Below are 23673 nucleotides of genomic sequence, written 5' to 3'. Positions count from 1 at the left end.
GAGGGCCGAGATGCGCCGCAAGGCCAGCCTGGTCCTGCTCGCCGTCGCCGTGTTCTGCGCGGCCATGTCCCCGCTGCTGCGCTGGTACGCCTTCCCGCGCCTGGTCAAGATCCCACCGAACCAGTACCAGGACGCGGTCCTGGAGGCGAAGAATCCGACGCTCATCGACTACGGCACGATGAAGGCCAAGAAGGTCCCCAAGGTCACCATCGTGCAGACCCTCAAGGGCAACGTGGAGGCGTCGGAGAGGATCGAGAAGAACGATGGGGACTCTTCCCGCGATGTCGTCGTCTGGGACGCCCTCTCCTACGTACAGGACGCCGAGGGCAAGATGGTCTCCAAGATCCCCGAGCGCTACATCTTCGACGCGCACAGCCAGGAACCCGTGCACGCCACCGGCGAGATGGTCGACGGCGACCCCGTCAAGCGCGAGGGCATCGAGTTCAAGTGGCCCTTCCTGACCGAGAAGCGGGACTACGAGTACTTCGACGCGCAGGCCCGCATCACCAGGCCCATCCACTACAAGGGCACCCAGGACTTCCGCGGCGTGCGGGTCTACTACTTCGAGCAGACCATCCCCTGGACGAAGGTCCCCTTCCCCAAGACGATGCCGGTCAAGGGCATCACCCCGGAGTCCCTCGCCAAGACCGGCACCACGCGCTGGTACACCACGGTCCGCAAGTTCTGGGTCGACCCGACCACCGGGGCACCCGTCTACGGCGAGGAGATCCAGCGGAACGAACTGCGCGGCGGCACCCTGCTGGGCGGCCGCGACAAGGTCACGGTCTTCGCGGGGCACGTGAAGATGCGCGAGGACTACATCAAGAGCACCGTCGACCTGGTCAAGTCCCAGCGCGTCCTGGTCCTGCTCATGACCTCGTACCTGCCCTGGGGCCTGCTCGGCCTCGGCGTGCTGCTCCTCGCTCTCGCCCTGTGGCTGGAGGCCCGCAGCCGCAGGCCCGGCGACCCGGCGCCGACGGCGGCAGCGGAGCCCGAGCCGCAGCCCGCCAACGCGTGACACCGAGCCCGGGCGGCGGGCGAACCCAGGGGGCTGGTCGCCGCCCGCCGCCCGACCCCTCACCCCTGCTGGGCGCGCTCCTGCCGGGCCTTGGTGTAGCGGGTCGGCGCCGCCCCGGCCGGATCCTCCGGCCACGGATGCTTCGGGTAGCGCCCGCGCAGCTCGGCGCGGACCGCGCGGTAGCCGTCGCGCCAGAAGGAGGCGAGGTCGGCGGTGACGGCGGCCGGGCGCCCCGCGGGCGACAGCAGATGGACGAGGAGGGGTACGCCCGCCACGCGCGGGGTGTCGTCGAGCCCGAACATCTCCTGCAGCTTCACGGCGAGAACGGGCTGTTCGGGGTCCGTGTAGTCGACGCGGACACGTGACCCGCTCGGCACCTCCACCCGCTCCGGCGCGAGCGCGTCCAGGCGGACCGCCTCGCCCGTGGCCCACGGCAGCAGCCGCGTGAGGGCCTGACCGGCGGCGATCCGGCCGAGGTCGGCGCGGCGCCGGGCGCGGCCCAGCTCGGGTTCGAGCCAGTCGTCGGCGCGCTCCAGGAGCGCCGCGTCCGACACGTCCGGCCAGGGCTCCCCGACGTGCCGCCGCAGAAACCGCAGCCGGTCCCGCAGGGCGACGGCGTCCCGATCCCACCGCAGCAGCCCGAGCCCGTCCCGCCGCAGCCCCTCCACCAGCGCCGCCCGTACGAGCCCGGGGTCCGGCTCCCGCAGCGGCCGCACCACCAGCTCCACCGCCCCGAGCCGCTCCACCTGCCGCGCGACCAGCTCCCCGTCGGTCCAGGCGACCTCGTCCCCCTCGGCGTACATCGACGCGGCGGCCGCCCGAGCGACCCCCTCGTCGACAACGGCCCCCCACCGCACCCGGGCATGCCCGGCCCCCGCGGCCCGATCGGCCACCGCCACCGCTACCCAACCGGCCCCGCCGAGCCCGGACCCGCCCCCCACCTCGGCCCGGGTCCCCCCGACCATCAGATAGGTCCCGTCGTCGGCACGCCGGGCCAGGCGCTCGGGGAAGGCGAGGGCGGCGACGAGACCGACGACGAGGTCGTCGGGGACCCCGCCTCGGGGAGCGTCGACGTCCGGTTCCGGGTAGCGGGCGTGGGCCCCGCCGCCGGGAGCGTCGGCGCCCCCGGTTCCGGATGTGGCACGGGCCGACCCCGCACCGCCGGTGGGCGTGGACACGGCCGACGTGGCGCCGACGGCCGAGGCGAGGCGTCCCACCTCCCCCCGCCAGCGCGCGGCATAGGCGTCGGCGCCCCGCCGGGCGGCCCGGAGCCCCGCCGCGAGGTCGTCCCCGTACTCACGGGGAGGCTCCTCGCTGAGCAGGGCGACGGCTTCCGCGGCCCGCCGGGCGCCGACCCGGGGCGCCGCGTCGAGGAGGGCCCGGGCGAGCCGAGGATGGACCCCGACCCGGGAAAGGCGTACGCCCCGCTCGGTGACCCGCCCGCTCACCCCGTCCACCGCGCCGACGGCCACGAGCACGTCCCGCGCGGCGGCCATCGCCCCGGCGGGCGGCGCGTCGAGGAGCGCGAGCCCGGCCGCACCGGGGGCGCCCCAGCACGCGGCCTGGAGGGCGAACGCCGTCAGGTCGGCCACCTTGATCTCCGGCGCCGGGAACCGCGGCAGCCGCGCGTCCTCCGCCTCGGCCCAGCACCGGTACACGGCCCCCGGCGCCTCCCGCCCGGCCCGCCCGGCCCGCTGTCGGCCGGCGGCCTGCGAGGCCCGCACGGTGGTGAGGGAGCTGAGCCCGCGCGCATGGTCGACCCGAGGCTCCCGCGCGAGCCCGGAGTCGACGACGACCCGCACCCCCGGCACCGTCAGGGACGACTCGGCCACGGACGTGGCGAGGACGACCCGGCGCCGCTCACCGCCCGCGAGGACCGCGTCCTGCACGGCGGCCGGAGCCCGCCCGTGCACCTGCAGCACCTCGACCCCGCCCAGCTCCCCGAGCTGCCCCGCCACCCGGCCGATCTCACCGACCCCCGGCAGGAAGCACAGCACGTCCCCGTCCCGCTCCCGCAGCGCCCGCCGCACCACCGACGCCACATGCGTGAGCAGCACCGGATCGACGTGCATGCCGTGCGGCGGCCGTACAGGCCGCGCGGGCGGCGCCCACACCACGTCCACGGGGTGCGCGGTCCCGGCCGCGGCCACCACGGGGGCGCCGCCGAGGATCCGCGCCCACCCCTCGGCGTCCGTCGTCGCCGACGCCGCCACCAGCCGCAGCCCGGGCCGCAGCGTCTCGCGCACGTCGACCAGGAAGGCGGCGACCGTGTCCGCGTCCAGATGCCGCTCGTGGCACTCGTCGATCACCACTGCGTCAACCGCGCGGCCCCCGCCGCCGCCCGCGAGCTCCTGGTCCCGCTGGAGCCGCTGCAGCAGCACCCCGGTCGTGACGACCTCCACGCGCGTGTGCGGCCCCACCACGCGCTCGCCGCGCACCGTGTAACCGACGCTCCGGCCGACCTTCTCACCGAGCAGCCACGCCATCCGCCGTGCGGCGGCCCGGGCGGCGATGCGCCGCGGCTCGGCGACGACGACACGGCGTACCGCACCGCCCTCGGCACCGAGACCGGGCACCAGACCCGCGAGCGCCAGCGGCACGAGCGTCGTCTTGCCCGTGCCGGGCGGCGCGCACAGCACGGCGCACCCCGGCCCCTCCAGGGCCGACCGCAGGGCAGGCAGCGCTTCGCGAACAGGCAGTCTCAGGGCGTCGTCACGGATCACGCCCCCAGTCTCGTACGCCACCGGGCGGCGCCGGAACCGAGGCCGCAGCCGCCGCCGGGAGACGGCCCCGGTGCCGCCCGCCCCCGAAGCGCGGCCTCAGTCCGGCCCGCAGCCGGGAGACGCCCTCGGTCCGGCCCGCGCTCGAAGGGCGGCTCAGTCCCGCTCGCCCCTCCCGAAGGGCGGCCTCAGTCCCGCTCGCACACGAAGATCGCCGTGCCGGGGATGAGGTTCCCGCGCAGCGGGGACCAGCCGCCCCACTCCTGGGTGTTCCAGGCGGGCCACTCCGGCTCCACCAGGTCCACCAGGCGGAACCCGCCCGCGACCACGTCCCGCACCCGGTCCCCGACCGTCCGGTGGTGCTCGACGTACACCGCGCGCCCCTCCTCGTCCTGCTCGACGTAGGGAGTGCGGTCGAAGTACGAGGCCGCCACCGAGAGCCCCTCGGGGCCCGGCTCGTCCGGGAACGCCCAGCGGATCGGGTGCGTGACGGAGAAGACGAAGCGCCCGCCGGGCCGCAGCACGCGCCGCACGTCCCGCAGGACCCGCACCGGGTCGGCGACGAACGGCAGCGCCCCGTACGCGGAGCAGGCGAGGTCGAAGGAGCCGTCCGCGAACGGCAGCGCGCCCGCGTCGGCCTCCACCAGCGGCACCCGGCCCGCGGCGCCCTCCTGGATCCGCAGGGCGTGCTGGAGCTGGCGGTGGGAGAGGTCGAGGGCGACCGGCCGTGCGCCCTGCGCGGCGAGCCAGCGCGAGCACTGGGCGGCGCCCGCGCCGATCTCCAGGACGTCCTTGCCCTTCAGCTCCTCCGGCGGGCCGAGCAGCTCCGCCTCGACCTCGTCGAGCCCCTCGGGGCCCCACACGAAACGGTCGTCCCCGAGGAACGTGCCGTGCTCGATCTGGTACTCGTCCGCGTTCCGGTCCCACCAGCCGCGATTGGCGCGGCTGCTCTCCGTGACATCGGCGTCACGCCGGGTGGCCTCGGGTTCGGGTGCGTCGGGCTCTTGGATGATCCGCTCCATCGTCGTTACTGTGCCGTCTGGCGTCGGCGGGTGCGTCGCGGCAGGGCGCGATGCGGCCGGTGTGGCCTCATGCAACAGGTTTTGTGCCGGGTATGCGGCGATCCGCCCCGGGTGTGCGCCTTCGCGCATTGACCCTGTACGACAGCCCCCGTATGCTACAAGTTGCGCTGCGGGCCTGCGTTCCTCAGACATAGCAGGTTGCGCTCGCGTCTGTTGTATGTCCCCTCGGTTATCGAGGCGCTTTCCGTGTCCTTCGGGATCAGGAAGTCGCGTCTCCTGAGCTGTCCGGCTTCTGCAGACCGAAACGGGCTCCGGCGTAAGCAGTACCTACGACTTCAATGTCCGTACCGGAGCCCTTTCCCACATGACGAGCAGCACCGAGACCACCGCCACCACTCCGCAGGTAGCGGTCAACGACATCGGTAACGAGGAAGCCTTCCTCGCCGCGATCGACGAGACGATCAAGTACTTCAACGACGGCGACATCGTCGACGGCGTCATCGTGAAGGTCGACCGGGACGAGGTCCTGCTCGACATCGGTTACAAGACCGAAGGCGTCATCCCGAGCCGCGAGCTCTCCATCAAGCACGACGTCGACCCCAACGAGGTCGTCGCCGTCGGTGACGAGATCGAGGCCCTTGTTCTCCAGAAGGAGGACAAGGAAGGCCGCCTGATCCTCTCGAAGAAGCGCGCCCAGTACGAGCGTGCCTGGGGCACCATCGAGAAGATCAAGGAAGAAGACGGGATCGTCACCGGTACCGTCATCGAGGTCGTCAAGGGTGGTCTCATCCTCGACATCGGCCTCCGCGGCTTCCTCCCGGCCTCCCTGGTCGAGATGCGCCGTGTCCGCGACCTTCAGCCCTACGTGGGCAAGGAGCTCGAGGCCAAGATCATCGAGCTGGACAAGAACCGCAACAACGTGGTCCTGTCCCGCCGTGCCTGGCTCGAGCAGACCCAGAGCGAGGTCCGCCAGACCTTCCTCACGACCCTGCAGAAGGGCCAGGTCCGCTCCGGCGTCGTTTCCTCGATCGTCAACTTCGGTGCGTTCGTGGACCTCGGCGGCGTCGACGGTCTCGTGCACGTGTCCGAGCTGTCCTGGAAGCACATCGACCACCCCTCCGAGGTTGTCGAGGTCGGCCAGGAAGTCACCGTCGAGGTTCTCGACGTGGACATGGACCGCGAGCGCGTCTCCCTGTCGCTCAAGGCGACGCAGGAAGACCCGTGGCAGCAGTTCGCCCGCACGCACCAGATCGGGCAGGTCGTTCCCGGTAAGGTCACCAAGCTCGTTCCGTTCGGTGCGTTCGTGCGCGTCGACGAGGGCATCGAGGGCCTGGTCCACATCTCCGAGCTGGCCGAGCGCCACGTGGAGATCCCGGAGCAGGTCGTCCAGGTCAACGACGAGATCTTCGTCAAGGTCATCGACATCGACCTTGAGCGTCGCCGGATCTCGCTGTCGCTGAAGCAGGCCAACGAGTCCTTCGGCGCCGACCCGTCGGCCGTCGAGTTCGACCCGACCCTGTACGGCATGGCCGCGTCCTACGACGACCAGGGCAACTACATCTACCCCGAGGGCTTCGACCCCGAGACCAACGACTGGCTCGAGGGCTACGAGACCCAGCGCGAGGCCTGGGAGACCCAGTACGCCGAGGCGCAGACGCGCTTCGAGCAGCACCAGGCTCAGGTCATCAAGTCCCGCGAGGCCGACGCCCAGGCGGCGGCCGAGGGTGGCAACGAGGCTCCGGCCGGTGCGGCTCCGGCCGCCTCGGGCGGTGGCGGCGGCTCCTACTCCTCCGAGGGCCCGGACAACTCCGGCGCGCTTGCTTCGGACGAGGCGCTGGCCGCTCTGCGCGAGAAGCTGGCCGGTGGCCAGAGCTGACGCTCGCCTCTAGGCGGTTGTAGCTGAACACTGTGGGCCCGCACCTGTTGGTGCGGGCCCACAGTGTTTCCTTTTTGGCGCTTCGTGCCGGGGGTTCTCTGTTTCCTGCGGGTGCGTGGGGGCTTGGCGCGCAGTTCCCCGCGCCCCTTGGGTGTTACGGGGTTACCGGGACGTTCGTGAGGCCCTTGCCCGCCTTGACCGTGTTGCTCGCGTAGACCGTTGTCTTGCAGCTGGAGCTGTTGTTCGTCACGTTGATCGCCAGTTGCTTGTCGCCCGAGGCGCCCGTCAAGTCGGACTTGTTGGAGCGGAAGACCGTGCCGCAGCCCCAGCCCGACTGCTGGGTGTGGGTCTCGAAGCCGTTGTTCGTGGTGTTCTTGCCGGTGTTGCCCTCGATGACGTAGTTGTTGCCCTTCACATCGATCCATGAGTCGTCGAAGTTGTTGCCGGTCAGGCCCTTGCCGTCGAAGGTGTTGCCCGAGACCAGGCCGCCCTTCGTGCCCTCCTTGAGGTCGATGGCCTCGCCGCCGACGTCCGGGCCGATGACGTTGTTCAGGATCTGTACGTTGTCGCTCTTGTCCGAGAGGCCGCCCGCGCTGCCGACGTACACGCCCTCGCCCATGCCGCGGTCGTCGTTGCCCGTGTCGTAGATCCTCGAGTTCTTGATCACGCCGTCGGGGCTCGACTTGCGGAAGTGGACGCCCTCCATGTCGAGGCCGTGGACGGTCACGCCGTCCACCACGACCCCCTTCGCGGAGTCGATCATGATGCCCTTCTGGCCGCCGGTGACGGTGATGCCCTTGACGGTCCAGTACGAGGCGCCGTTCAGGTGCAGGCCGTAGCCGCCGCCCGCCGTGAGGACGGCCTTCGAGGAGCCGGTCAGCGTGACGCGGGAGCCGGAGCTCGCGGCGACGGAGGTCTTGAAGTTCCCCGAGTAGGTGCCGTCGGCGAGGTGGATCGTGTCCCCCGGGCCTGCCTCGCCGAGCGCCGACTTGAGCTGGGCGGCGGTGGAGACCTCGATGGTGGCGGCCGGGCGGGGGGCCGAGGGCGCCGGAGTCGCGTATGCGGCCGCGGTCAGTCCGCCCGTGGCGGCGGTGGCGGAGAGCGCGGCGATGAGGAAGCGGGTGCGCATCGTGGGGTTGCCTTCCCGTTGGGGGCTGCTGCGGATGTCTGATGGCTCTCGTGCGAGTTCTTGTACATGAACTATGGGCGTCATTCTGAACACTCCACTGCCTCGTGACGGTAAAGGTGGGGCATGTCCGCGTCAAGGTCTGTACCTGGAGGGGCGGGAACAGGGCGCCGGGATCGGGGTGCGTCATGAACTCGCCGTGGTGTACGGGGAGTTCACGGATGCGATCCGGATCCAGGGGTCGGTAGGAAACGGATCAGCCGTGGCTGTGAATGCGCGCGGCGGGGAATGCCCGCCCCGCGAGGCGCGTTCTGCTCAATGAACACGAGGAGGAGCGGTCACAGTGCTAGATCCGCAGGGTTTGTACGCATGGGAGCCGAAGGGCCTCGCTGTCGTCGACATGGCACTCGCCCAGGAGTCGGCCGGTCTGGTCATGCTCTACCACTTCGACGGATACATCGACGCGGGCGAGACCGGCGACCAGGTCGTCGAGCGGCTCGTGGACAGCCTTCCCGGGCAGGTCGTCGCCCGCTTCGACCACGACCGGCTCGTGGACTACCGCGCCCGGCGCCCGCTGCTCACGTTCCGGCGCGACCGCTGGAGCGACTACGAGGTGCCGACGCTGGACGTCCGCCTCCTCCAGGACGCCACCGGCGCGCCCTTCCTGCTGCTCTCCGGCCCCGAGCCGGACATAGAGTGGGAGCGCTTCGCCGCGGCCGTCAGGGAGATCGTCGAACGCCTCGGCGTGCGGCTCTCCGTGAACTTCCACGGCATCCCCATGGGCGTACCGCACACGCGGCCCGTGGGCCTCACCCCGCACGGCAACCGCACGGACCTGGTGCCGGGCCACTCCAGCCCCTTCGACGAGGCGCAGGTGCCGGGCAGCGCGGAGGCGCTGGTCGAGTACCGCCTCGCGGAAGCGGGCCACGACGTGCTCGGCGTCGCCGCGCACGTCCCGCACTACATCGCGCGTTCCACGTACCCGGACGCAGCCCTGACCGTCCTGGAGGCGATCACCGCCGCCACCGGCCTGGTCCTGCCCGGCGTCGCGCACGCGCTGCGCACCGAGGCGCACCGCACGCAGACCGAGATCGACCGGCAGGTCCAGGAGGGCGACGAGGAACTGGTCGCGCTCGTCCAGGGACTTGAGCACCAGTACGACGCGGCGGCGGGCGCCGACGCGCGCGGCAACATGCTCGCCGAGCCCGTGGACATCCCGTCCGCGGACGAGATCGGCCGCGAGTTCGAGCGCTTCCTCGCCGAGCGCGAGGGCGACGGCTGAGAGCCGACAGGCATGAGGGACGGGGGACGGGGGACGGGGGACGGGTGGGGTCCGGCAGACACGGCGAGGGCGGGCGCATAAGCTGCCGGTCATGCTGAAAGTGGGGCTGACCGGCGGGATCGGTGCCGGCAAGAGTGAAGTGTCACGGCTGCTCGTGGAGCGCGGCGCCGTGCTCGTGGACGCCGACCGCATCGCCCGCGAGGTGGTGGCGCCCGGCACCGAGGGCCTGGCCGCGGTCGTCGGGACGTTCGGTCCTGAGGTCCTCGCCGCCGACGGCTCCCTGGACCGCCCGAAGCTCGGCGCGATCGTCTTCGCCGACCCGGAGCGGCTGGCCGCGCTCAACGCGATCGTGCACCCCCTGGTCGGCGCCCGCTCCGCGGAACTGGAGCGCGCCGCCGAGGCCGCCGGGGACCCGGTGGTCGTGCACGACGTGCCGCTGCTCGCGGAGAACGGCCTCGCGCCGCTGTACGACGTCGTGGTCGTCGTCGACGCCCGCCCCGAGACCCAACTCGACCGGCTGCTGCGGCTGCGCGGCATGACCGAGGACGACGCCCGCGCCCGGATGTCCGCCCAGGCGACCCGCGAGAAGCGCCTGGCGATCGCCGACATCGTCATCGACAACGACGGCCCCCTGGAACGGCTGGTGCCGCGCGTGGACGAGGTGTGGCGGGAGCTGCGGCAGCGCGCCGGGGGCGCCTAGGGCCGGTCCGACGGGTCGGCGCGACCGGCGCGACCGGCGCGGAGGGCACAGCGGGCGCGGGCGCGCGGAGGGCGCGGAGAAGGGCGGGCTTTGTGGTCGTACTGGCGGCGTTCACCACCCTGGGCGGGCTCGTCGCGCTGCTCGCGGGCGCGTACGGGCTGCAGCGCACCCGACATCTCACCGAGGCCGGAGAGACCACGGAGGCACTGGTCAAGGCGGTGCCGCAAGGAGCCGACCGGCCGACGCTGCAGTTCGAGACCGCCGACGGGCGGGTCCTTGAGGTCGTCTCACCGGTGCCCGCGAACCGGCGGCGGCCCCTGCGTGCCGGGGACCGGGTGCGCATCGCCTACGACGCCGACGACCCCCGCGAGGTCGTGCTCCTCGGCCGGGAACGGCGCGGCCTGGACCGGGCGTTCGTGGCGGCGGGGGCGGGCCTGGTGATCGTGGGCCTCGCGCTGGGCATGGTGGGCTGACCCCGGTCCTGCCCTGGACCCGGCGGCCCGGCCCCGGACGTGAGTGCCCGTCCGGCCTTGGAATATGCCGGACGGGGTGGTGTGTTGACGCGGAGGAGCGAGGGAAGGAGTCCGGCGTGCCCGAAAGCAGCCCGGAGAGCCATGTCATCGATTTCCGCGCGGCCGAGCAACTGCTCGCCGCCCGGGACCCGCGGGGTGCGGTGAAGCTGCTGGACTCCGTCATCGCCGCCCATCCGGAGAACACCGCCGCGCGGCTCCTGCGCGCCCGCGCCTTCTTCGCCGCCGCCCAACTGCGCGCCGCCGAGCTGGAGTTCAGCATCGTCCTGGAGCGCGAGCCGGACAACGCGTTCGCGCACTTCGCCCTCGCCCGCACCTACGAGCGCGCCGCACGGCCCGACCAGGCCCGCCGCCACTTCCGGCTCGCCGCCGCGCTCGACCCGCAGCCGGACTATCTGGCGGCGGCGCGGTTCGACGGGGACGAAGGCGGGGCCGGGGGCGTCGGAGACGGTGTGTCGCCGGGGGGCGGGCGGTAGCCGGGCTGTGGGGCCGCCCGGCCTCGGCGGGGGCGGGCCGTGGTGTCGCCGTCGGGGCTTCGGCAGCGGCTCGGGGTCAGGTTCCCGGCGGATCGTACGGCGGTACGTGCCGGCCCGGCTGGTAGTGCGGGCCCTGGCGGATGTGGCGTACGACCAGCGTCATGTCGACGATCACCACCAGGCACAGCACCCCGCATGCCACCGCCCACTGCGGGCGCCCGGCCAGCGCGAACGCCACCGTCCCCGCGGCCGCCCAGAGCAGCCCCCATACGCTGAACCAGAAGCGCATGCGCAGCGGGCTGCGTGCCGTCACCGGTTCACTGCCTGTGCGCATGGGAACGTCATCTCCTCCTTCCAGGGTCCACCCGGCACGGGCCGAACGGAAGGGCCGACCCAGGGGCAGGTGGAGCTGTGCTGGACGTACTGCGGGCCGCGGCCGAGACCGATGAGGCGCTCGCCGCTTGGCTGAAGAGTCTGGACGGCGTGGGGGAGCCGGTCGCCGAAGTCGTCCTGCCGGACGCCGATGAGCTGCCCGACGTCCTACTTGACCTCGCCGTGCCGCATGAGGACATCAACGCGCTGGTCGGCCTGCGTGCGCGGGTCCTTGGTGACCCGGACGCGCGGTGGCTTCTCGCGCGGTGTGTCGCTCTGCTGCTGCGGGACCTGGGCGAGCCCGGGCGCGAGGTGCGGCTGCCCGTTCTGCCCGCGGGCCTGGGGGAGCTCGGCAGTTGCTTCCACGTCTTCGTCTTTGTCGCCGCGCTGCCCGAGGTGCGGGACTACCACCGGCGCCACGGTGTGCCCGATGACGTGTCACGGCGCACCCTTGCCGATCTGGGGCGGCATATGGCCGTCCATCGGCGGCGGCATGGTGGCCGGGGGGTGCCTGTGCCCGGGTGGCACGCGTGGCACTTCCGGGGCGAGCTCTATCAGCTGGGACGGTTGCAGTTCCAGCGGGCTGTGCTCGGGGAGCGGATGGCCGCCGCCGTTGCCGGCGCGGGGGGCGAGGCCGGGGGCGGGGATCTGTGCCTGAGCGTGCACATCCCCGATTTTCTCGGACCGATGTCCGATGCCGCGTGTGAACGGTCCGTCGAGATGGCTCGGGAGTTCTTTCCCCGGCACTTTCCCCGGGAGCGGTACGACGTGGTCGTCTGTCACTCTTGGCTGCTTGATCCGCAGTTGAAGCGGTATCTGCCGGGGGCGGCCAACATCGTGCGGTTTCAGGAGCGGTTCCGGCTCGCGGACACGTACGCGGGGGAGGGGCCGGACGATCGGCTGCCCGTGGGGTTCGTGTTCGGGGACCGGGATCTGCCGGTGGCGGGGTTGCCCCGGCGGACTCGGGTGGAGCGCGCTGTGGGGGATCATCTTCGGGGTGGGGGGCATTGGTACGAGGGGCACGGCTGGTTTCCGCTGTAGCGTCCCCGTCCCCGTCCCCGTCCCCGTCCCCGTCCCCTCAACCGTCGGACGGGCTGGAACCACCCCGGCCGGGCTCTTGAGGCGCGGGCTCGTCCCCACGCGTCGGCGGCGCCGAAAGCGTCGGGCCCGTACGGGAGTTGAGAGCCCGTAGGCGGTCCATGTCCCGGCGGTCCCGCTTCGTGGGGCGGCCCGTGCCGCGGTCGCGGATGCCTGCGGGGGCCACCGCCTCGCGCGGGGGCGGGGGCGGGCTGTTGTCCACGTAGCACTCGATCGCGACCGGCGCGCCGACCCGCTTGCGGATGAGGCGTCTGACGATCACGACGCGTTCGCGGCCGCCGGCCTGGCGCAGGCGGACCTCGTCGCCCTCCTTCACGCCGTACGCGGGCTTCACGCGTTCGCCGTTGACCCGGACGTGGCCGCCCTTGCAGGCCGCGCCGCCCGCCGAACGGGTCTTGACCAGTCGTACGGACCAGATCCAGCTGTCGACGCGCACGGTGCCGCCGCCCGTACCCGGTGAAGTCTCCGAAGCCATGCGTCGACCTTAGTGCGGCATCGGTGCGGGGAGCCCGGCTGCCCGGCGAGCCGTCCGGAATCCGCGAGCCGCCGCGCTCGATAATTCGGGCTATTCGCCGTAAATCGTCACTCCTTCTCGCTCATGCCTCAGAGGTGCTGCCCATGACGCCCGAAGAGCTCGCCACCACGGTCGACGGACTGATGGACGGCCTGCGCGCCGACCTCGTACGCCTCGCCGAGATCCCCTCCATCGCCTTTCCCGGGTTCCCGGACGGGCCCGTCGAGGAGGCGCACGACATGGTCGCGGGGCTGCTGCGCGACGCCGGTGTGCCCCGCGTCGAGCGCCTCGACCTGCCGGACACCGCGCCGGTCGTCTACGGCGAGATCCCGCCGCCGGATCCCGGCGCGCCGACCGTGCTGCTCTACGGGCACTACGACGTCCAGCCGCCCGGCGACGAGAAGCTGTGGCGGTCGCCGCCCTTCGAGCCGACGCCCGTCGACGGGGAGGGCGGTGGGCTGCGGGCGCGCGGCATCGCCGACGACAAGTCCAATGTCATCGCCCATGTCGGGATGCTGCGGGCGTACGGAGGGCGGCCGCCCGTCGGTATCAAGATCGTGGTGGAAGGGCAGGAGGAGTACGGGAGCGCCTTCGACGGGTATCCGCCCACCGATCCCGAACGGTTCGCCTGCGACGCCATGGTCATCGCCGACCTCGGCAACCTCCGCCCCGGCACCCCCACCCTCACCACCGGCCTCCGCGGCGCCGCCGAGGTGCTGGTCGAAGTGCGCACGCTCGATGAGCCCAGGCACAGCGGGGAGTTCGGCGGCGCCGCGCCGGACGCGTTGCTCGTGCTGCTCAAGGCGCTCGCCACGCTTCACGACGTGCACGGGGACGTCGCGGTGGAGGGGCTGCGCAGGGAGGCGTGGCGCGGGACCTCGTACACGGAGGAGGAGTTCCGGGCGCTCGCGGGCGTGCGCGAAGGGATGCCGCTCATCGGTAGTGGAGGGCTCGGGGAGCGGTTGTGGAGCGGGCCCGCGATCACCGTGATCGGCCTCGACGCGCCGGGCGTGGAGCACGCGGCGTCGGCGGTCGTGCCGTACGCCCGCGCCAAGCTGAACCTGCGGTTCCATCCCCGGCAGGACCCGGTGCAGGCGCGGGCGCGGCTCGTCGAGCACCTGCGGTCGCTGCGGCCCTTCGGCGTCCCGCTGACCGTCACGCCCGGCGACACCGGGCCCGGCTACGAGGCCGCGACCGGCGGGCCCGCCTACCGGGCCGCGCTCACCGCCCTCAAGGAGGCCTGGGGCGAGGAGGCCTCGTACGTCGCCACCGGCGGCTCGATCCCGCTCGTCAACGGGCTCGCGCAGGCGGCACCCGGCGCCGAGGTCCTGCTGTTCGGCGCGCAGGACAGCATGTGCAACCTGCACGCGCCCAACGAGCGCGTGCTGCTCTCGGAGCTGCGCGACACGGTGGTCGCGATGGGCGCGTTCGTACGGGAGTACGCCGCCTCGTACGCCGCTCGCGGCGCGGACGGGAGCGACGCGTGAGCACCACCACGACCGAGCCGGGCACCGAAGAGCCCGCGCCTGAGCGCAAGTTCACCTTCCCCAGCGCCCTGACCGTGCTCGCGATCGTCACCGTCGCCGTGTGGCTGCTCGCGTTCCTGGTGCCGCCGGGGGCCTACGACCGCAACGACAAGGGTGCGCCCGTCCAGGGCAGTTACCACCGCGTCCCCGACGACCAGTCCTTCGTCGACCGCCTCAACGACCTCTTCCTCGCCCCCGTCAACGGCCTGTACGGGGTGCAGGACACCGAGTCCGGGCAGGTCGGCCCGGACCTGGTCGGCGAGCTGTACGGCAGCGCGGGCGTGTTCCTCTTCGTCCTCGCCATCGGCGCGTTCATCACCGTCGTGTTCGCCACCGGCGCCCTCGACCGGGGCATCGGGCGGCTCGCGCACCGGCTGCGCGAGCGCGGCGCGATGCTCATCGCGGGCGTCATGGTCGTCTTCTCCGTCCTCGGCACGGTCGAGGGCTTCGCGGAGGAGACCCTCGGCTTCTACGGCCTGATCGTGCCGCTGATGCTCGCCCTCGGCTACGACCGGATGACCGCCGTCGGCGCGATCATCCTGGGCGCGGGCGTCGGCGTGCTGTGCTCCACCGTCAACCCCTTCGCCACCGGCGTCGCCTCGTCGGCGGCGGACATCTCGCTCGGCGACGGCATCGTGCTGCGGTTCGCGATGTGGCTGGTGCTCACGGCTGTCACGGTCGCGTACGTCATCCGGTACGCCCGGCGCGTACAGCAGGACCCCGAGCGGTCCCTGAGCGGATTCCTGCCGGGCGACCGGGACGGGGCCGCGGCCGAGCAGTCGGGCGAGGTGCCCGAGCTGACCGGACTGCACAAGGCGATCCTGGTCGTCGTCGCGCTGGTCTTCGCGTTCATGATCTTCTCGGTGGTGCCGTGGTCCAGCGCGCTGACCGGCGACGCGGACGCGCAGCCGTACGGCTTCGAACTCGGCTGGTCCTTCCCGCAGTTGGCCGCCCTGTTCCTGTGTGCGGCGGTCCTCGTGGGCCTGGTGGCGCGCATGGGCGAGCAGCGGCTCAGCTCGACCGTCATCCAGGGGGCGGCGGACTTCATCTCACCCGCGCTCGTCATCGTGCTCGCGCGCGGAGTCACGGTGATCATGAACAATTCGCGCATCACGGACACCGTGCTGCACTCGATCGAGGGGGTCGTGAAGGGCACCTCGTCGGGGCTCTTCGCCGTCATCGTGTTCCTCGTCAACCTGCCGCTGGCGTTCCTCATCCCCTCCACCTCCGGGCACGCCACCCTCGCCATGCCGATCCTCGCGCCCCTCGCCGACTTCGCCGACGTCCCCCGGTCCGTCGTCGTCACCGCGTGGGCCGCGGCCAGCGGCTGGATGAACCTGTGGGTGCCGACGACGGCCGTCACGATCGGCGGCGTCGCCCTCGCCAAGGTCGGCTACGACAGGTACCTGCGGTTCGTGTGGCCGCTGCTCGCCATCCTGTTCGTGCTGATCTGCGGGTTCGTGGCGGTGGGCGCGGCGATCACCTGAGCGGCGGTCCGGGCGTCCCGCCAAACGCGGTGCGGTCAGGGCTCGTCGGGGAGCTACCGTGCCGGGATGAGTCTTTACCCGGAGATCGAGCCGTACGACCACGGCATGCTCGACGTCGGCGACGGCAACCGCGTGTACTGGGAGGTCTGCGGCAACCCGCTCGGCAAGCCCGCCGTGATCCTGCACGGCGGGCCCGGGTCCGGCTGCACCCCCGGATTCCGGCGCTACTTCGACCCCGACGCCTACCGCGTCGTCCTGCTCGACCAGCGCGGCAGCGGACGCTCCACGCCGCACGCGAGCGACCCCGCCACCGACATGTCCGTCAACACCACCAAGCACCTGCTCGCCGACCTCGAACTCCTGCGGCGGCACCTGCGCGTCGAGCGGTGGCTCGTCTGGGGTGCCTCCTGGGGGTCGGTCCTCGGCCTCCGGTACGCCCAGACCTACCCCGACCGGGTGTCCGAGCTCGTCCTCACCGGGCTCGCCACCGGCAGCCAGGCCGAGGTCGACCTGCTCACCCGGGGGCTCGGGCGGGTGTTCCCCGAGGCCTGGGAGGCCTTCCGGTCCGGCGTCCCCGAACGCGAGCGGGACGGGGATCTCGCCGGGGCCTACCTGCGGCTGCTCTCCGCCGCCGACGCGGACGTCCGCGCGCGGGCCGCACGCGCCTGGACCGACTGGGAGACCGCCATCGCCATGGCCGCGCCCCGCTCCGTCCCCCGCTACGAAGACCCCGCGTTCCGCGCCGGCTTCGCCCGCACCGTCACCCACTACTTCGCCCACGGCCACTGGCTGGGCGAGGACGAGGTGGTCCTCCGGGACGCGGGCGCCCTGCGCGGCATCCCCGGCGTGGTGGTCCAGGGCGGCCTCGACTTCGGGAACCTCCTGGGCGTGCCCTGGCGCCTGCAGCGGGGCTGGGGCGACGGGGAGTTGGTCGTCGTGGAGGACGTGGGGCACGACGCGGGGGCGGCGGGGGTGGCTGCGGCACTGGTGCGGGCCACGGACGGATTTCGGGCCGGGGGATAGGGAGCCTGCGGGGCTTTCGCCTTTCCCTTTCCCTTTTCCTTCCCCTTCCCTTTGCCCTTCCCCCTTTTCTTCTTTCCCCGGTGCGCAAGTCGCCCACCGGCAGGGCCTCTTCACGTTTTCCCGGCTGTCCGCGCCGGGCGATGTGGCAAGGTGGATCAACTAATGATTCGGATGTCCGAGCGTCCGCGTAGGGGGATCTTCATGCGTTTGCGTACCGTCGCGGCCTCTGCCGCACTCGTCCTGTGCGCCACGACGGGCGCAGCGGCCTGTTCGTCCTCGCCGGACGCCGCGGACACCTCCCGGCCCGCCGGTCCCGCCGCCACGAAGCCCGCCCCCGCCGAAGACGTGCGGGGCCGCATCGAAACGGGCAAGCGCCAGGCGGGCGCCCCGAAGACGGGCGGGCACGACGGGGCGCATTCCCCGGAGTGCGCGGCCTCCGCCGCCGAGATCCCGGAGAAGTGCGCTCTCGACATCTCGTTCGCCGAGAGCACCGATGGCGAGCCGGGCGACGGGGCGCCGGTCATGCAATAAGTTCGACACGGCATGTGTCCCATCGTGCGCGAAGGTCCACTAACCTCACATCCTGTTCACATTTAAAATGCTGACCTCGACGCAGGGGTCAGGGGCGGGGGTAGTGGATCATGCGTGTCGACTGGTATCCGAAGCTGGGCGTTCTCGCTGGTGCGTCAGCGCTCGCGCTCACGGCCGTCACCGCGACGCCGGCACCGGCTGACGACTCCCCGGGGGGCCTCCAGGAAGTGCAGATGCCGGCGGATGTGGAGATTCTTGAAGGCGTCGCCCCGGCGCCGGATACGACGGTTCCGTTCCTGGCGGGAAGGCCGAAGGCCGCCGCGGCATCCGACACGTGCCTCGGAGATGCCTCCGCCTACGGCGTCAAGGGGTGTTTCCAGCACCACGGCGACGTCGTCTGGTCCCGCGACACGGAAAAGGACGGGCTGTCCGCTGCCGTCGGGATCTACACCGATTACGGCCGGGCCTCCGCGGTCTGCATCAACAAGCTCGGCGCAAACACGTGGGCGACCTGCAACAAGGACTACAGCGAAGACGGGAAAGTGCGCCTGCGGGTCATGCGCTACAACGGCGAAACCGGCAGGTTCTACCAGCCCGAGTCGTGGTCCGGCTGGATTCCGGTCGACGGCCAGTACTGAATCACCGTTGGCGCCCGCCGTCGGGGTGATCTTCCCGGGGTGCGGGGAGGTCCGGGTGGCCGGGTGGGCACGTTCTGCGCAACGCGCCGGGGATCGCCGGTGCCTGGCGAGTGGAGCGTCCGGTGTTGCTGACTGCCGGTTCCAGCGGTCCCCGTGGGGTTGTCCGTCGGCGGGGGAGCCGGCTGCGGCGGGGGGTTGTGTGTGCCGCTGCCTTGGCCGGGCTTGCTGTTCTTGGTGGTGGCGACGCGGCTGCGGATGCTGATGCCGGTGGGGTGCCGGGGGACGTGGAGTTCTGGGTCAATCCGGATACCTCGGCCGCGCGGCAGGTGGTCGAGTGGCGGGCGCGGGGGCGGGCCGCCGATGCCTGGTTCATGGGGCGGATCGCGGAGCGGGCGCAGGCCGAGTGGCTCTACGAGGAGGGGGTGGGCGGGGCGGGCGGTGGGGGGCGTGTGGGCGGGACGAGGGATGTGGTGCGGGGGTTCGTGGAGAAGGCGGCCGCTGTCGGGCGTACCGCTGTGCTTGTCGCCTATTTCGTGCCGCATCGTGACTGCGGTGACTACTCCGCCGGGGGCGCGCGCGACGCCGCTCACTACCGGGCCTGGATCGATGACTTCGCCAGCGGGATCGGCGCGCGGGACGCGTACGTGATCGTCGAACCCGACGCTGTCGCGCAGGAGATCGCGGGGTGCGAAGGGGCCGACGCCACCGAGCGGTACGCGCTGCTCGCGCACGCCGTGGCCCGGCTCAAGCAGCAGCCCGGTGCCAAGGTCTATCTCGACGCGGGCAACGCGAGCTGGATCCCCCAGGAGAGCCGCCTCGTCGAACCGCTGCGGCAGGCCGGGGTCGAGCAGGCCGACGGCTTCGCGCTCAACGTGTCCAACTACCGCACGACCGAGGAGAGCACGGCGTACGGCCACCGCCTCGCCCGTGCCCTCGGCGGCGGCAAGCACTTCGTGATCGACACCAGCCGCAACGGCAACGGGCCCTACACCGGCGACGACAAGGCCTGGTGCAACCCGCCCGGCCGCGCCCTCGGCAGCCCGCCCACGACCCGCACCGGCGACCCCGCCGTCGACGCCTACCTGTGGATCAAGCGGCCGGGCGAGTCGGACGGTGCGTGCCGGGGCGGTCCCGCCGCCGGGACGTGGTGGCCGGAGTACGCCCTGGGGCTCGCCGTCCGGGCGCGCGGCACGTATCTCATCAGCCTTCAGGGACGCCAGACGTAGCGGACGTCCGGCTCGCGCTCCTCGTTGTCCGCGCCGTCCGTCCAGCGGTCCGCCGTGAAGCCGTGGCGATCGTAGAAGCGGTGCGCGGGCTCGTTGACCTGGAAGGTGTGCAGGGAGAGGCCGGTGGGGCTGCGCTCCTTCGCCAGGGCGACGAAGCGGTCGCCGATGCCTCGGCCGCGCCAGTCGGGGGACAGGTAGAGCTGGCTCAGTTCGGTCCGCTCGGGGCCGTGTTGTGGCGCGGGGGCCTCCAGGACCATCATGCCGACCACCTCGCCCGCCGCCTCCGCCACCCATGTGCCGCCCCGCCCCACCACCACGTACCGGAAGAAGTCCCGGACCTCGTCGTCGGAGTGCGCCCGGCGCACGGTCGGCAGCGCGGCGTCGTACGAGCGCAGGTAGACGTCGGCCACGGCGCGCGCGTCCGCCTCGGTGGCGGGGCGCAGCGTGACGGTGGCGGCCGGGGGGTTCACGCGTCCGCCCCGGCGGGCACGACGGCCGTGACGGTGATCTCCACCAGCTGGCCGGGGTAGCCGAGGACGGTCACGCCGAGGAGCGTCGAGGTGTGCGGGCGTTCGGCGAGGAGACCGGACGCGCGGACCACGTCCCACACCCGCGACAGCACCCCGGGCTCGTCCCCGACGACGTACACCGTGCTCGCCACCACCTGCGACAGCTCGCTGCCGATGGCGCGCAGGGCCTCGTCGAGATTGGCGATGACCTGCTGTGTCTGGTGGACCGGGTCGTTCTCCCCGACGAGGTTCCCGTCGGCGTCCAGGGGGACGGAACCGGCCATGAACGCGAGGCGAGTACCGGCTTCCACGACGGCCGCGTGGGCGTATCCGGGAGGCGGGAAGAGACCGGGCACGACGGTGCGACGGACGGGGGTGGTGGGGGCGGTGGGGACGGGTTCGGTGGTCATGGGGGCATCGTGCGGTGCCGGGCGGGGTGGGCGCATCCGGATTTCGGGGGCGCCCACCCGGTGGTCGTCGCCCGTGCCGGGCTCAGTGCTGTCGGGGTCAGCGCACCTGGGACGGGGAACTGGCGCCCGGTACCCGGAGCTCGGGGCGGCCGGAGCCGTCCGCCGGTGTCGTCCAGATGTCCTGCTTGCGGCCGTCGCGGCCCGGCAGGGCGTACGCCAGGGTGTCGTCGTCCAGCCACGCCGCCTGGTCGTCGACGTTGCGGTGTTCGGCGAGCGGCCGCTCGCGCATGGTGCGCAGGTCGAGGACGTACAGGCGCCAGGGGTTCTTCGTGCCGCCGCGGACCCGCTTCTTGAAGGCGACGCGGGTGTTGTCGGGAGAGAGGGACGGGCACTCGGCGTTCTCGCGCAGGGCGCGGGCCGTCCACTTCCGCATGTCGCCCTGGACCAGGTACGTCTTGCCCTTCGTCGAGACGGTGGCGTAGAAGCGGTTGTCGTCGCGGGCGAAGGTGACGCCCCAGTAGTTGACGTCGGGGGAGTGGTAGCGGCGGCCGTCGAGGGTGAGGGGGATCTCCTCCATGTTCTTGACCAGGTAGCCGGTGCGGGTGTCCAGGATCGAGGTGCGGGTGGAGAAGGACGAGCTGCCGCCCGCGTAGGAGTCGCCGGTGGCGAACATCGTCCACGACAGCATCCGGCCGGACGCCGAGACCCGCGCCCGGTTCGGGATGCCGGTGAGGGCGACGCGCCGCTTCTCGCGCAGCCGCTCGTCGAGGACCACGGCGTACGACTTCGGCGGGATGCCGGGGCGGCGCAGCAGGCACAGGGCGGTGCCCCCGGCGGCGTAGAAGCGTTCGCAGGACGGGCCGTTGGGGGTGCGGGGGCCGGTACCGGACGCGGGGAGGCGGGCGACGCGGCCCGCTCCCGCTTGCGTCGAGCGGAAGTAGAGGTGGCCGGGGTCGAGGGCGAACTCCGAACTGGAGGCGATCGGTTCGGCCCGGTGCACGGCGCGCACGGTGTACGTGACGGCGACGGCGGCGAGCACGGCGGCGGCCGCCACGATGGAGATGACGCGCAGGCGGGTGGAGGCCTCGGGCGGAGTGAGGGTCATGAGGTGCCTTCCGGGGGTGCGTGGGGTTTCTCCGGCGGCGCGTGCGGATCTTCAGCGCCCGGTGCCGGTGCCGGTACGGCGGGGGCCGGCGTGCCCTCCGTCGACCGCAGCAGCGCCGCCCCGCCCGCGACCGCCACCGTCAACGCCAGCGCGGCGCACGTCAGGGCCGCACCGATGCCCCACAGCGTCCAGGCCGCGCCGAACCCCGCCGAGGCGAGCAGGCGGCTGAGCGCCTGGCCGGTCTGGAGCACCGCCATGCCGCTGGCTCGACGCCCCTCCGGCAGACACGGCGTGGCCAGCGCCATCAGGACGCCGTCGGTCGCGGCGTAGAACACGCCGAGCGCAAGGAGCACCCCGATGAGCAGCGCCCGGCCGCCGGTGGGCAGGAGCAGCAGGACGTACGCGGCGAGCAGCGCGCCGTGCCCCGCGAGGAACGGGCCCCGGCGGCCGACGCGGTCGGCGAGCCGCCCCACCGGCACGGCGAGCAGCAGATACACCGCCGCCGTACCGAGCGGGAGCAGCGGGAACCAGCTCTCCGCGAAGTCCAGGCGCCGCTGGAGCAGCAGATAGAGGAAGGCGTCGCCGACCGTCGCCGCGCCGAGCAGCGCGGCGGCGGCGCAGACGCGGCGGAAGGCCGGGATCCGCAGGAGCGTGAGGGCCTTGCGGGGGCGGGCCGCGGGGCCCGGGCCGGGCGGCGCCACGGGCAGCGCCGCCCGGCCCGGCACGAACGCCACCAGCAGCAGCACCCCGAAGAGCCCGAAGCAGAAGCTGACGACGAACACCGCGTCGTACGCGTCCGCCGTCACCCACAGCAGGGCGAACGCCGCGAGCGGGCCGAGCAGCGCACCCGTCGTGTCCATCGCCCGGTGCACGCCGAACGCCCGGCCGAGCCCGTCGGGCGGACTGCTCAGCGAGATCAGCGCGTCCCGTGGCGCCGTCCGCACGCCCTTGCCGAGGCGGTCCGCGGCGATCGCCGCCCCGATCCCGGCCGTGGCACCGCCCGCGAGCAGCAGCCCCAGCCGGGACAGCGCCGACAGCAGATAGCCGGAGCCCGCGACGAGCTTGTGCCGCCCGCCGCGGTCGGCCGCGTACCCGCCGAGGAGCCGTACGAACGCCGTGGCGCCGTTGTAGAGACCGTCGAGGAAACCGAACTGGAGCGGGGACAGGCCGAGGCCGAGGACGAAGTACAGCGGGAGCACCGCCGCGACCATCTCCGAGGAGATGTCGGTGACGAGGCTGACGACGCCGAGCGCGAGGACGGGACCGGTGACGCGCCCGCGCCCCTTGCCCCTGCCCGCGCCCTTGCCGGCGTCCCCGCCCTTGTCCTTGGCCTTCTTGTCCTTGGCCTTGGCGACCGCGTCCGTGGTGGCCAGATACATCTGCGCTGCACCCGGTCCGGGTCAGCGGCAGTTGTACGACGGGCTGCTGTCCTTCGTCGACCCGTCCGTGCCGATCAGCTTCCAGGAGAAGCCCGTGTCGGTGAAGTCGAGTTTCACGACGCCGAAGGTGTTGGTGATCCGCTTCTGGCTGTTGGGCTGGACCTCCTCGATCTTGTACGGGTTCGCTCCGCCCGTGCCGGCGAGGATCTCGACGATGCCGCCCGAGTCGGCGGAGCCGTTCGACTTCTGCGGCGCGAACCGCTCGTAGTGGTGGTCGTGGCCGCCGAGGACCAGCTCCGCCTTCGCGTCGTCGAGCAGCTTCCAGACCGGCTTGCCGACCGGGTTGTTGCCGTGCTCGCCGGAGGAGAACAGCGGGTGGTGCCAGTACGCGGCCACGCACTTCTTGGAGTTCGCGGCGAGGTCCTTCTTCAGCCAGTCGATCTGCGAGCTGCTGTCGAAGCTGTTGGAGTCCAGGGCGATGAAGTGCCAGTTGCCCTGGTCGTAGCTGTAGTAGCTCTTGCCGTTCGGGTAGGCGATCGACCCGAAGTAGGACTTGTAGCCCTTGAGCGGGCCCGCCGGGTCGTACGTCTCGTGGTTGCCCGGCACGGGCTTGGTCTTGTCCTTGAAGGCGCCCCAGGTGGTCGCGTAGTACTTCTGGAAGTCCTTCAGGCGCGCGTCGTCGTACTGGTTGTCGCCCATCGTCATCACGAACTGCGGGTTGAGCTGCTTGACGAGCGCGGCCGTCTTCGGGTGCGCGCAGTCGCTGTCGCTCTTGGTGCACTGCTCGGCGATGTCGCCCACGGCCACGGCGGAGAAGGCGCCCTGGGGCGTGGCCGCGGCGTCCGCCTCGTCGGCCGGCGACCACAGGAGCACGCCGCCGACGACGGCGAGCGCGGTCGCCGTGGCGGCCGGGATGGCCCAACGGGCCTTCTTTGTGCGGGAGTTGGGGATGGTCTCGGTGATACCGGGGGTGCTCGGCATGTCCGTCTCCTGATCGCGTGGGGGGGGGTGTCGCGTGGGGTGCGGGAGATTCCGTTTCAGGAATGGTGGCGAGGCGGCATGTGCGCGTCAATATCGTGGACCATAATTGTTAGGAAACTTTCCT

Annotated in this window: 23 protein-coding genes; 13 read left to right on the top strand and 10 right to left on the bottom strand. The window is 72.3% G+C overall.

What is annotated here, in order from left to right; all coding sequences use genetic code 11:
- Positions 1-10: 10 nt before the first annotated feature.
- Positions 11-1018, top strand: a complete 1008-nt coding sequence (gene pgfA, locus IE274_RS17620) for a cell envelope lipid trafficking protein PgfA (protein ID WP_190116730.1) — start codon at positions 11-13, stop codon at positions 1016-1018.
- Positions 1019-1077: 59 nt separating this feature from the next.
- On the opposite strand, the gene IE274_RS17615 is transcribed toward pgfA, so the two are convergent.
- Together IE274_RS17615 and IE274_RS17610 are read right to left on the bottom strand one after the other, a co-directional pair.
- Positions 1078-3741: an ATP-dependent RNA helicase gene (locus IE274_RS17615; protein ID WP_190116729.1), complete on the bottom strand. Its 2664-nt coding sequence runs from the start codon at positions 3739-3741 to the stop codon at positions 1078-1080.
- A gap of 185 nt (positions 3742-3926) precedes the next feature.
- Positions 3927-4835 (bottom strand): class I SAM-dependent methyltransferase, encoded by a 909-nt coding sequence (locus IE274_RS17610; RefSeq protein WP_372447019.1) that lies wholly within the window; start codon positions 4833-4835, stop codon positions 3927-3929.
- Positions 4836-5124: 289 nt separating this feature from the next.
- Here IE274_RS17610 and rpsA point away from each other — a divergent pair, with 289 nt between their 5' ends.
- Positions 5125-6636, top strand: coding sequence for a 30S ribosomal protein S1 (gene rpsA, locus IE274_RS17605; RefSeq protein WP_190116727.1), 1512 nt, complete (start codon positions 5125-5127; stop codon positions 6634-6636).
- Positions 6637-6790: 154 nt separating this feature from the next.
- On the opposite strand, the gene IE274_RS17600 is transcribed toward rpsA, so the two are convergent.
- Entirely contained in the window at positions 6791-7765 is a 975-nt protein-coding gene (locus IE274_RS17600) for a right-handed parallel beta-helix repeat-containing protein (protein WP_190116726.1), read from the bottom strand.
- A gap of 340 nt (positions 7766-8105) precedes the next feature.
- On the opposite strand from IE274_RS17600, the gene IE274_RS17595 reads away from it, so the two are divergent.
- From IE274_RS17595 to IE274_RS17580, 4 genes are all read left to right on the top strand, one after another.
- A complete protein-coding gene (locus IE274_RS17595; RefSeq protein WP_190116725.1) occupies positions 8106-9044 on the top strand; it encodes a PAC2 family protein in 939 nt (312 codons plus the stop codon).
- A gap of 91 nt (positions 9045-9135) precedes the next feature.
- Positions 9136-9744: a dephospho-CoA kinase gene (gene coaE, locus IE274_RS17590; RefSeq protein ID WP_190116724.1), complete on the top strand. Its 609-nt coding sequence runs from the start codon at positions 9136-9138 to the stop codon at positions 9742-9744.
- A gap of 92 nt (positions 9745-9836) precedes the next feature.
- Positions 9837-10217: a DUF3592 domain-containing protein gene (locus IE274_RS17585; protein ID WP_190116723.1), complete on the top strand. Its 381-nt coding sequence runs from the start codon at positions 9837-9839 to the stop codon at positions 10215-10217.
- A gap of 116 nt (positions 10218-10333) precedes the next feature.
- A complete protein-coding gene (locus IE274_RS17580) occupies positions 10334-10750 on the top strand; it encodes a tetratricopeptide repeat protein (protein ID WP_190116722.1) in 417 nt (138 codons plus the stop codon).
- Between the two features lie 76 nt (positions 10751-10826).
- Here the strand turns inward: IE274_RS17580 and IE274_RS17575 are convergent, their stop codons facing one another.
- Positions 10827-11084, bottom strand: a complete 258-nt coding sequence (locus IE274_RS17575) for a DUF6343 family protein (protein WP_190116721.1) — start codon at positions 11082-11084, stop codon at positions 10827-10829.
- Positions 11085-11161: 77 nt separating this feature from the next.
- On the opposite strand from IE274_RS17575, the gene IE274_RS17570 reads away from it, so the two are divergent.
- Entirely contained in the window at positions 11162-12163 is a 1002-nt protein-coding gene (locus IE274_RS17570) for an acyltransferase domain-containing protein (protein ID WP_190116720.1), read from the top strand.
- A gap of 37 nt (positions 12164-12200) precedes the next feature.
- Here the strand turns inward: IE274_RS17570 and IE274_RS17565 are convergent, their stop codons facing one another.
- Positions 12201-12695 carry an RNA-binding S4 domain-containing protein gene (locus IE274_RS17565; RefSeq protein WP_229909620.1) on the bottom strand — a complete coding sequence of 165 codons (495 nt, stop codon included), beginning with the start codon at positions 12693-12695 and terminating at the stop codon, positions 12201-12203.
- 143 nt (positions 12696-12838) lie between these two features.
- Here IE274_RS17565 and IE274_RS17560 point away from each other — a divergent pair, with 143 nt between their 5' ends.
- From IE274_RS17560 to IE274_RS17535, 6 genes are all read left to right on the top strand, one after another.
- Positions 12839-14221 (top strand): M20/M25/M40 family metallo-hydrolase, encoded by a 1383-nt coding sequence (locus IE274_RS17560; protein ID WP_190116719.1) that lies wholly within the window; start codon positions 12839-12841, stop codon positions 14219-14221.
- Positions 14218-15747, top strand: coding sequence for a YfcC family protein (locus IE274_RS17555; RefSeq protein ID WP_190116718.1), 1530 nt, complete (start codon positions 14218-14220; stop codon positions 15745-15747). Before IE274_RS17560 ends, IE274_RS17555 begins: the two co-directional genes overlap by 4 nt.
- Positions 15748-15813: 66 nt before the next feature.
- Complete coding sequence (pip, locus tag IE274_RS17550; RefSeq protein WP_190116717.1) at positions 15814-16770, top strand: prolyl aminopeptidase; 957 nt, start codon at positions 15814-15816, stop codon at positions 16768-16770.
- 201 nt (positions 16771-16971) lie between these two features.
- On the top strand, positions 16972-17301 hold the full coding sequence (locus tag IE274_RS17545) for a hypothetical protein (RefSeq protein ID WP_190116716.1): 330 nt from the start codon (positions 16972-16974) through the stop codon (positions 17299-17301).
- Between the two features lie 110 nt (positions 17302-17411).
- Positions 17412-17939, top strand: coding sequence for a hypothetical protein (locus tag IE274_RS17540; RefSeq protein WP_190116715.1), 528 nt, complete (start codon positions 17412-17414; stop codon positions 17937-17939).
- Positions 17940-18121: 182 nt separating this feature from the next.
- A complete protein-coding gene (locus IE274_RS17535; protein ID WP_190117045.1) occupies positions 18122-19165 on the top strand; it encodes a glycoside hydrolase family 6 protein in 1044 nt (347 codons plus the stop codon).
- Here the strand turns inward: IE274_RS17535 and IE274_RS17530 are convergent.
- The 5 genes from IE274_RS17530 to IE274_RS17510 all read right to left on the bottom strand — a co-directional run bounded on the left by IE274_RS17530 (position 19147) and on the right by IE274_RS17510 (position 23549).
- Positions 19147-19635: a GNAT family N-acetyltransferase gene (locus tag IE274_RS17530; RefSeq protein ID WP_190116714.1), complete on the bottom strand. Its 489-nt coding sequence runs from the start codon at positions 19633-19635 to the stop codon at positions 19147-19149. The two genes, IE274_RS17535 and IE274_RS17530, sit on opposite strands and share 19 nt — an antisense overlap.
- Complete coding sequence (locus IE274_RS17525; protein WP_190116713.1) at positions 19632-20084, bottom strand: RidA family protein; 453 nt, start codon at positions 20082-20084, stop codon at positions 19632-19634. Before IE274_RS17525 ends, IE274_RS17530 begins: the two co-directional genes overlap by 4 nt.
- Positions 20085-20181: 97 nt before the next feature.
- Positions 20182-21189 (bottom strand): TolB family protein, encoded by a 1008-nt coding sequence (locus IE274_RS17520; RefSeq protein ID WP_190116712.1) that lies wholly within the window; start codon positions 21187-21189, stop codon positions 20182-20184.
- The gene (locus IE274_RS17515) at positions 21186-22568 is read right to left on the bottom strand and encodes an MFS transporter (protein ID WP_229909618.1); all 1383 of its coding nucleotides are present in this window, start codon (positions 22566-22568) and stop codon (positions 21186-21188) included. The genes IE274_RS17520 and IE274_RS17515 overlap by 4 nt, the downstream gene beginning before the upstream one ends.
- A gap of 21 nt (positions 22569-22589) precedes the next feature.
- A complete protein-coding gene (locus IE274_RS17510; protein WP_190116711.1) occupies positions 22590-23549 on the bottom strand; it encodes a metallophosphoesterase family protein in 960 nt (319 codons plus the stop codon).
- Positions 23550-23673: the final 124 nt, after the last annotated feature.

Source organism: Streptomyces flavofungini (assembly GCF_014650815.1).
Classification (GTDB): domain Bacteria; phylum Actinomycetota; class Actinomycetes; order Streptomycetales; family Streptomycetaceae; genus Streptomyces; species Streptomyces flavofungini.
This window is presented reverse-complemented; position numbering and strand designations above follow the sequence as displayed.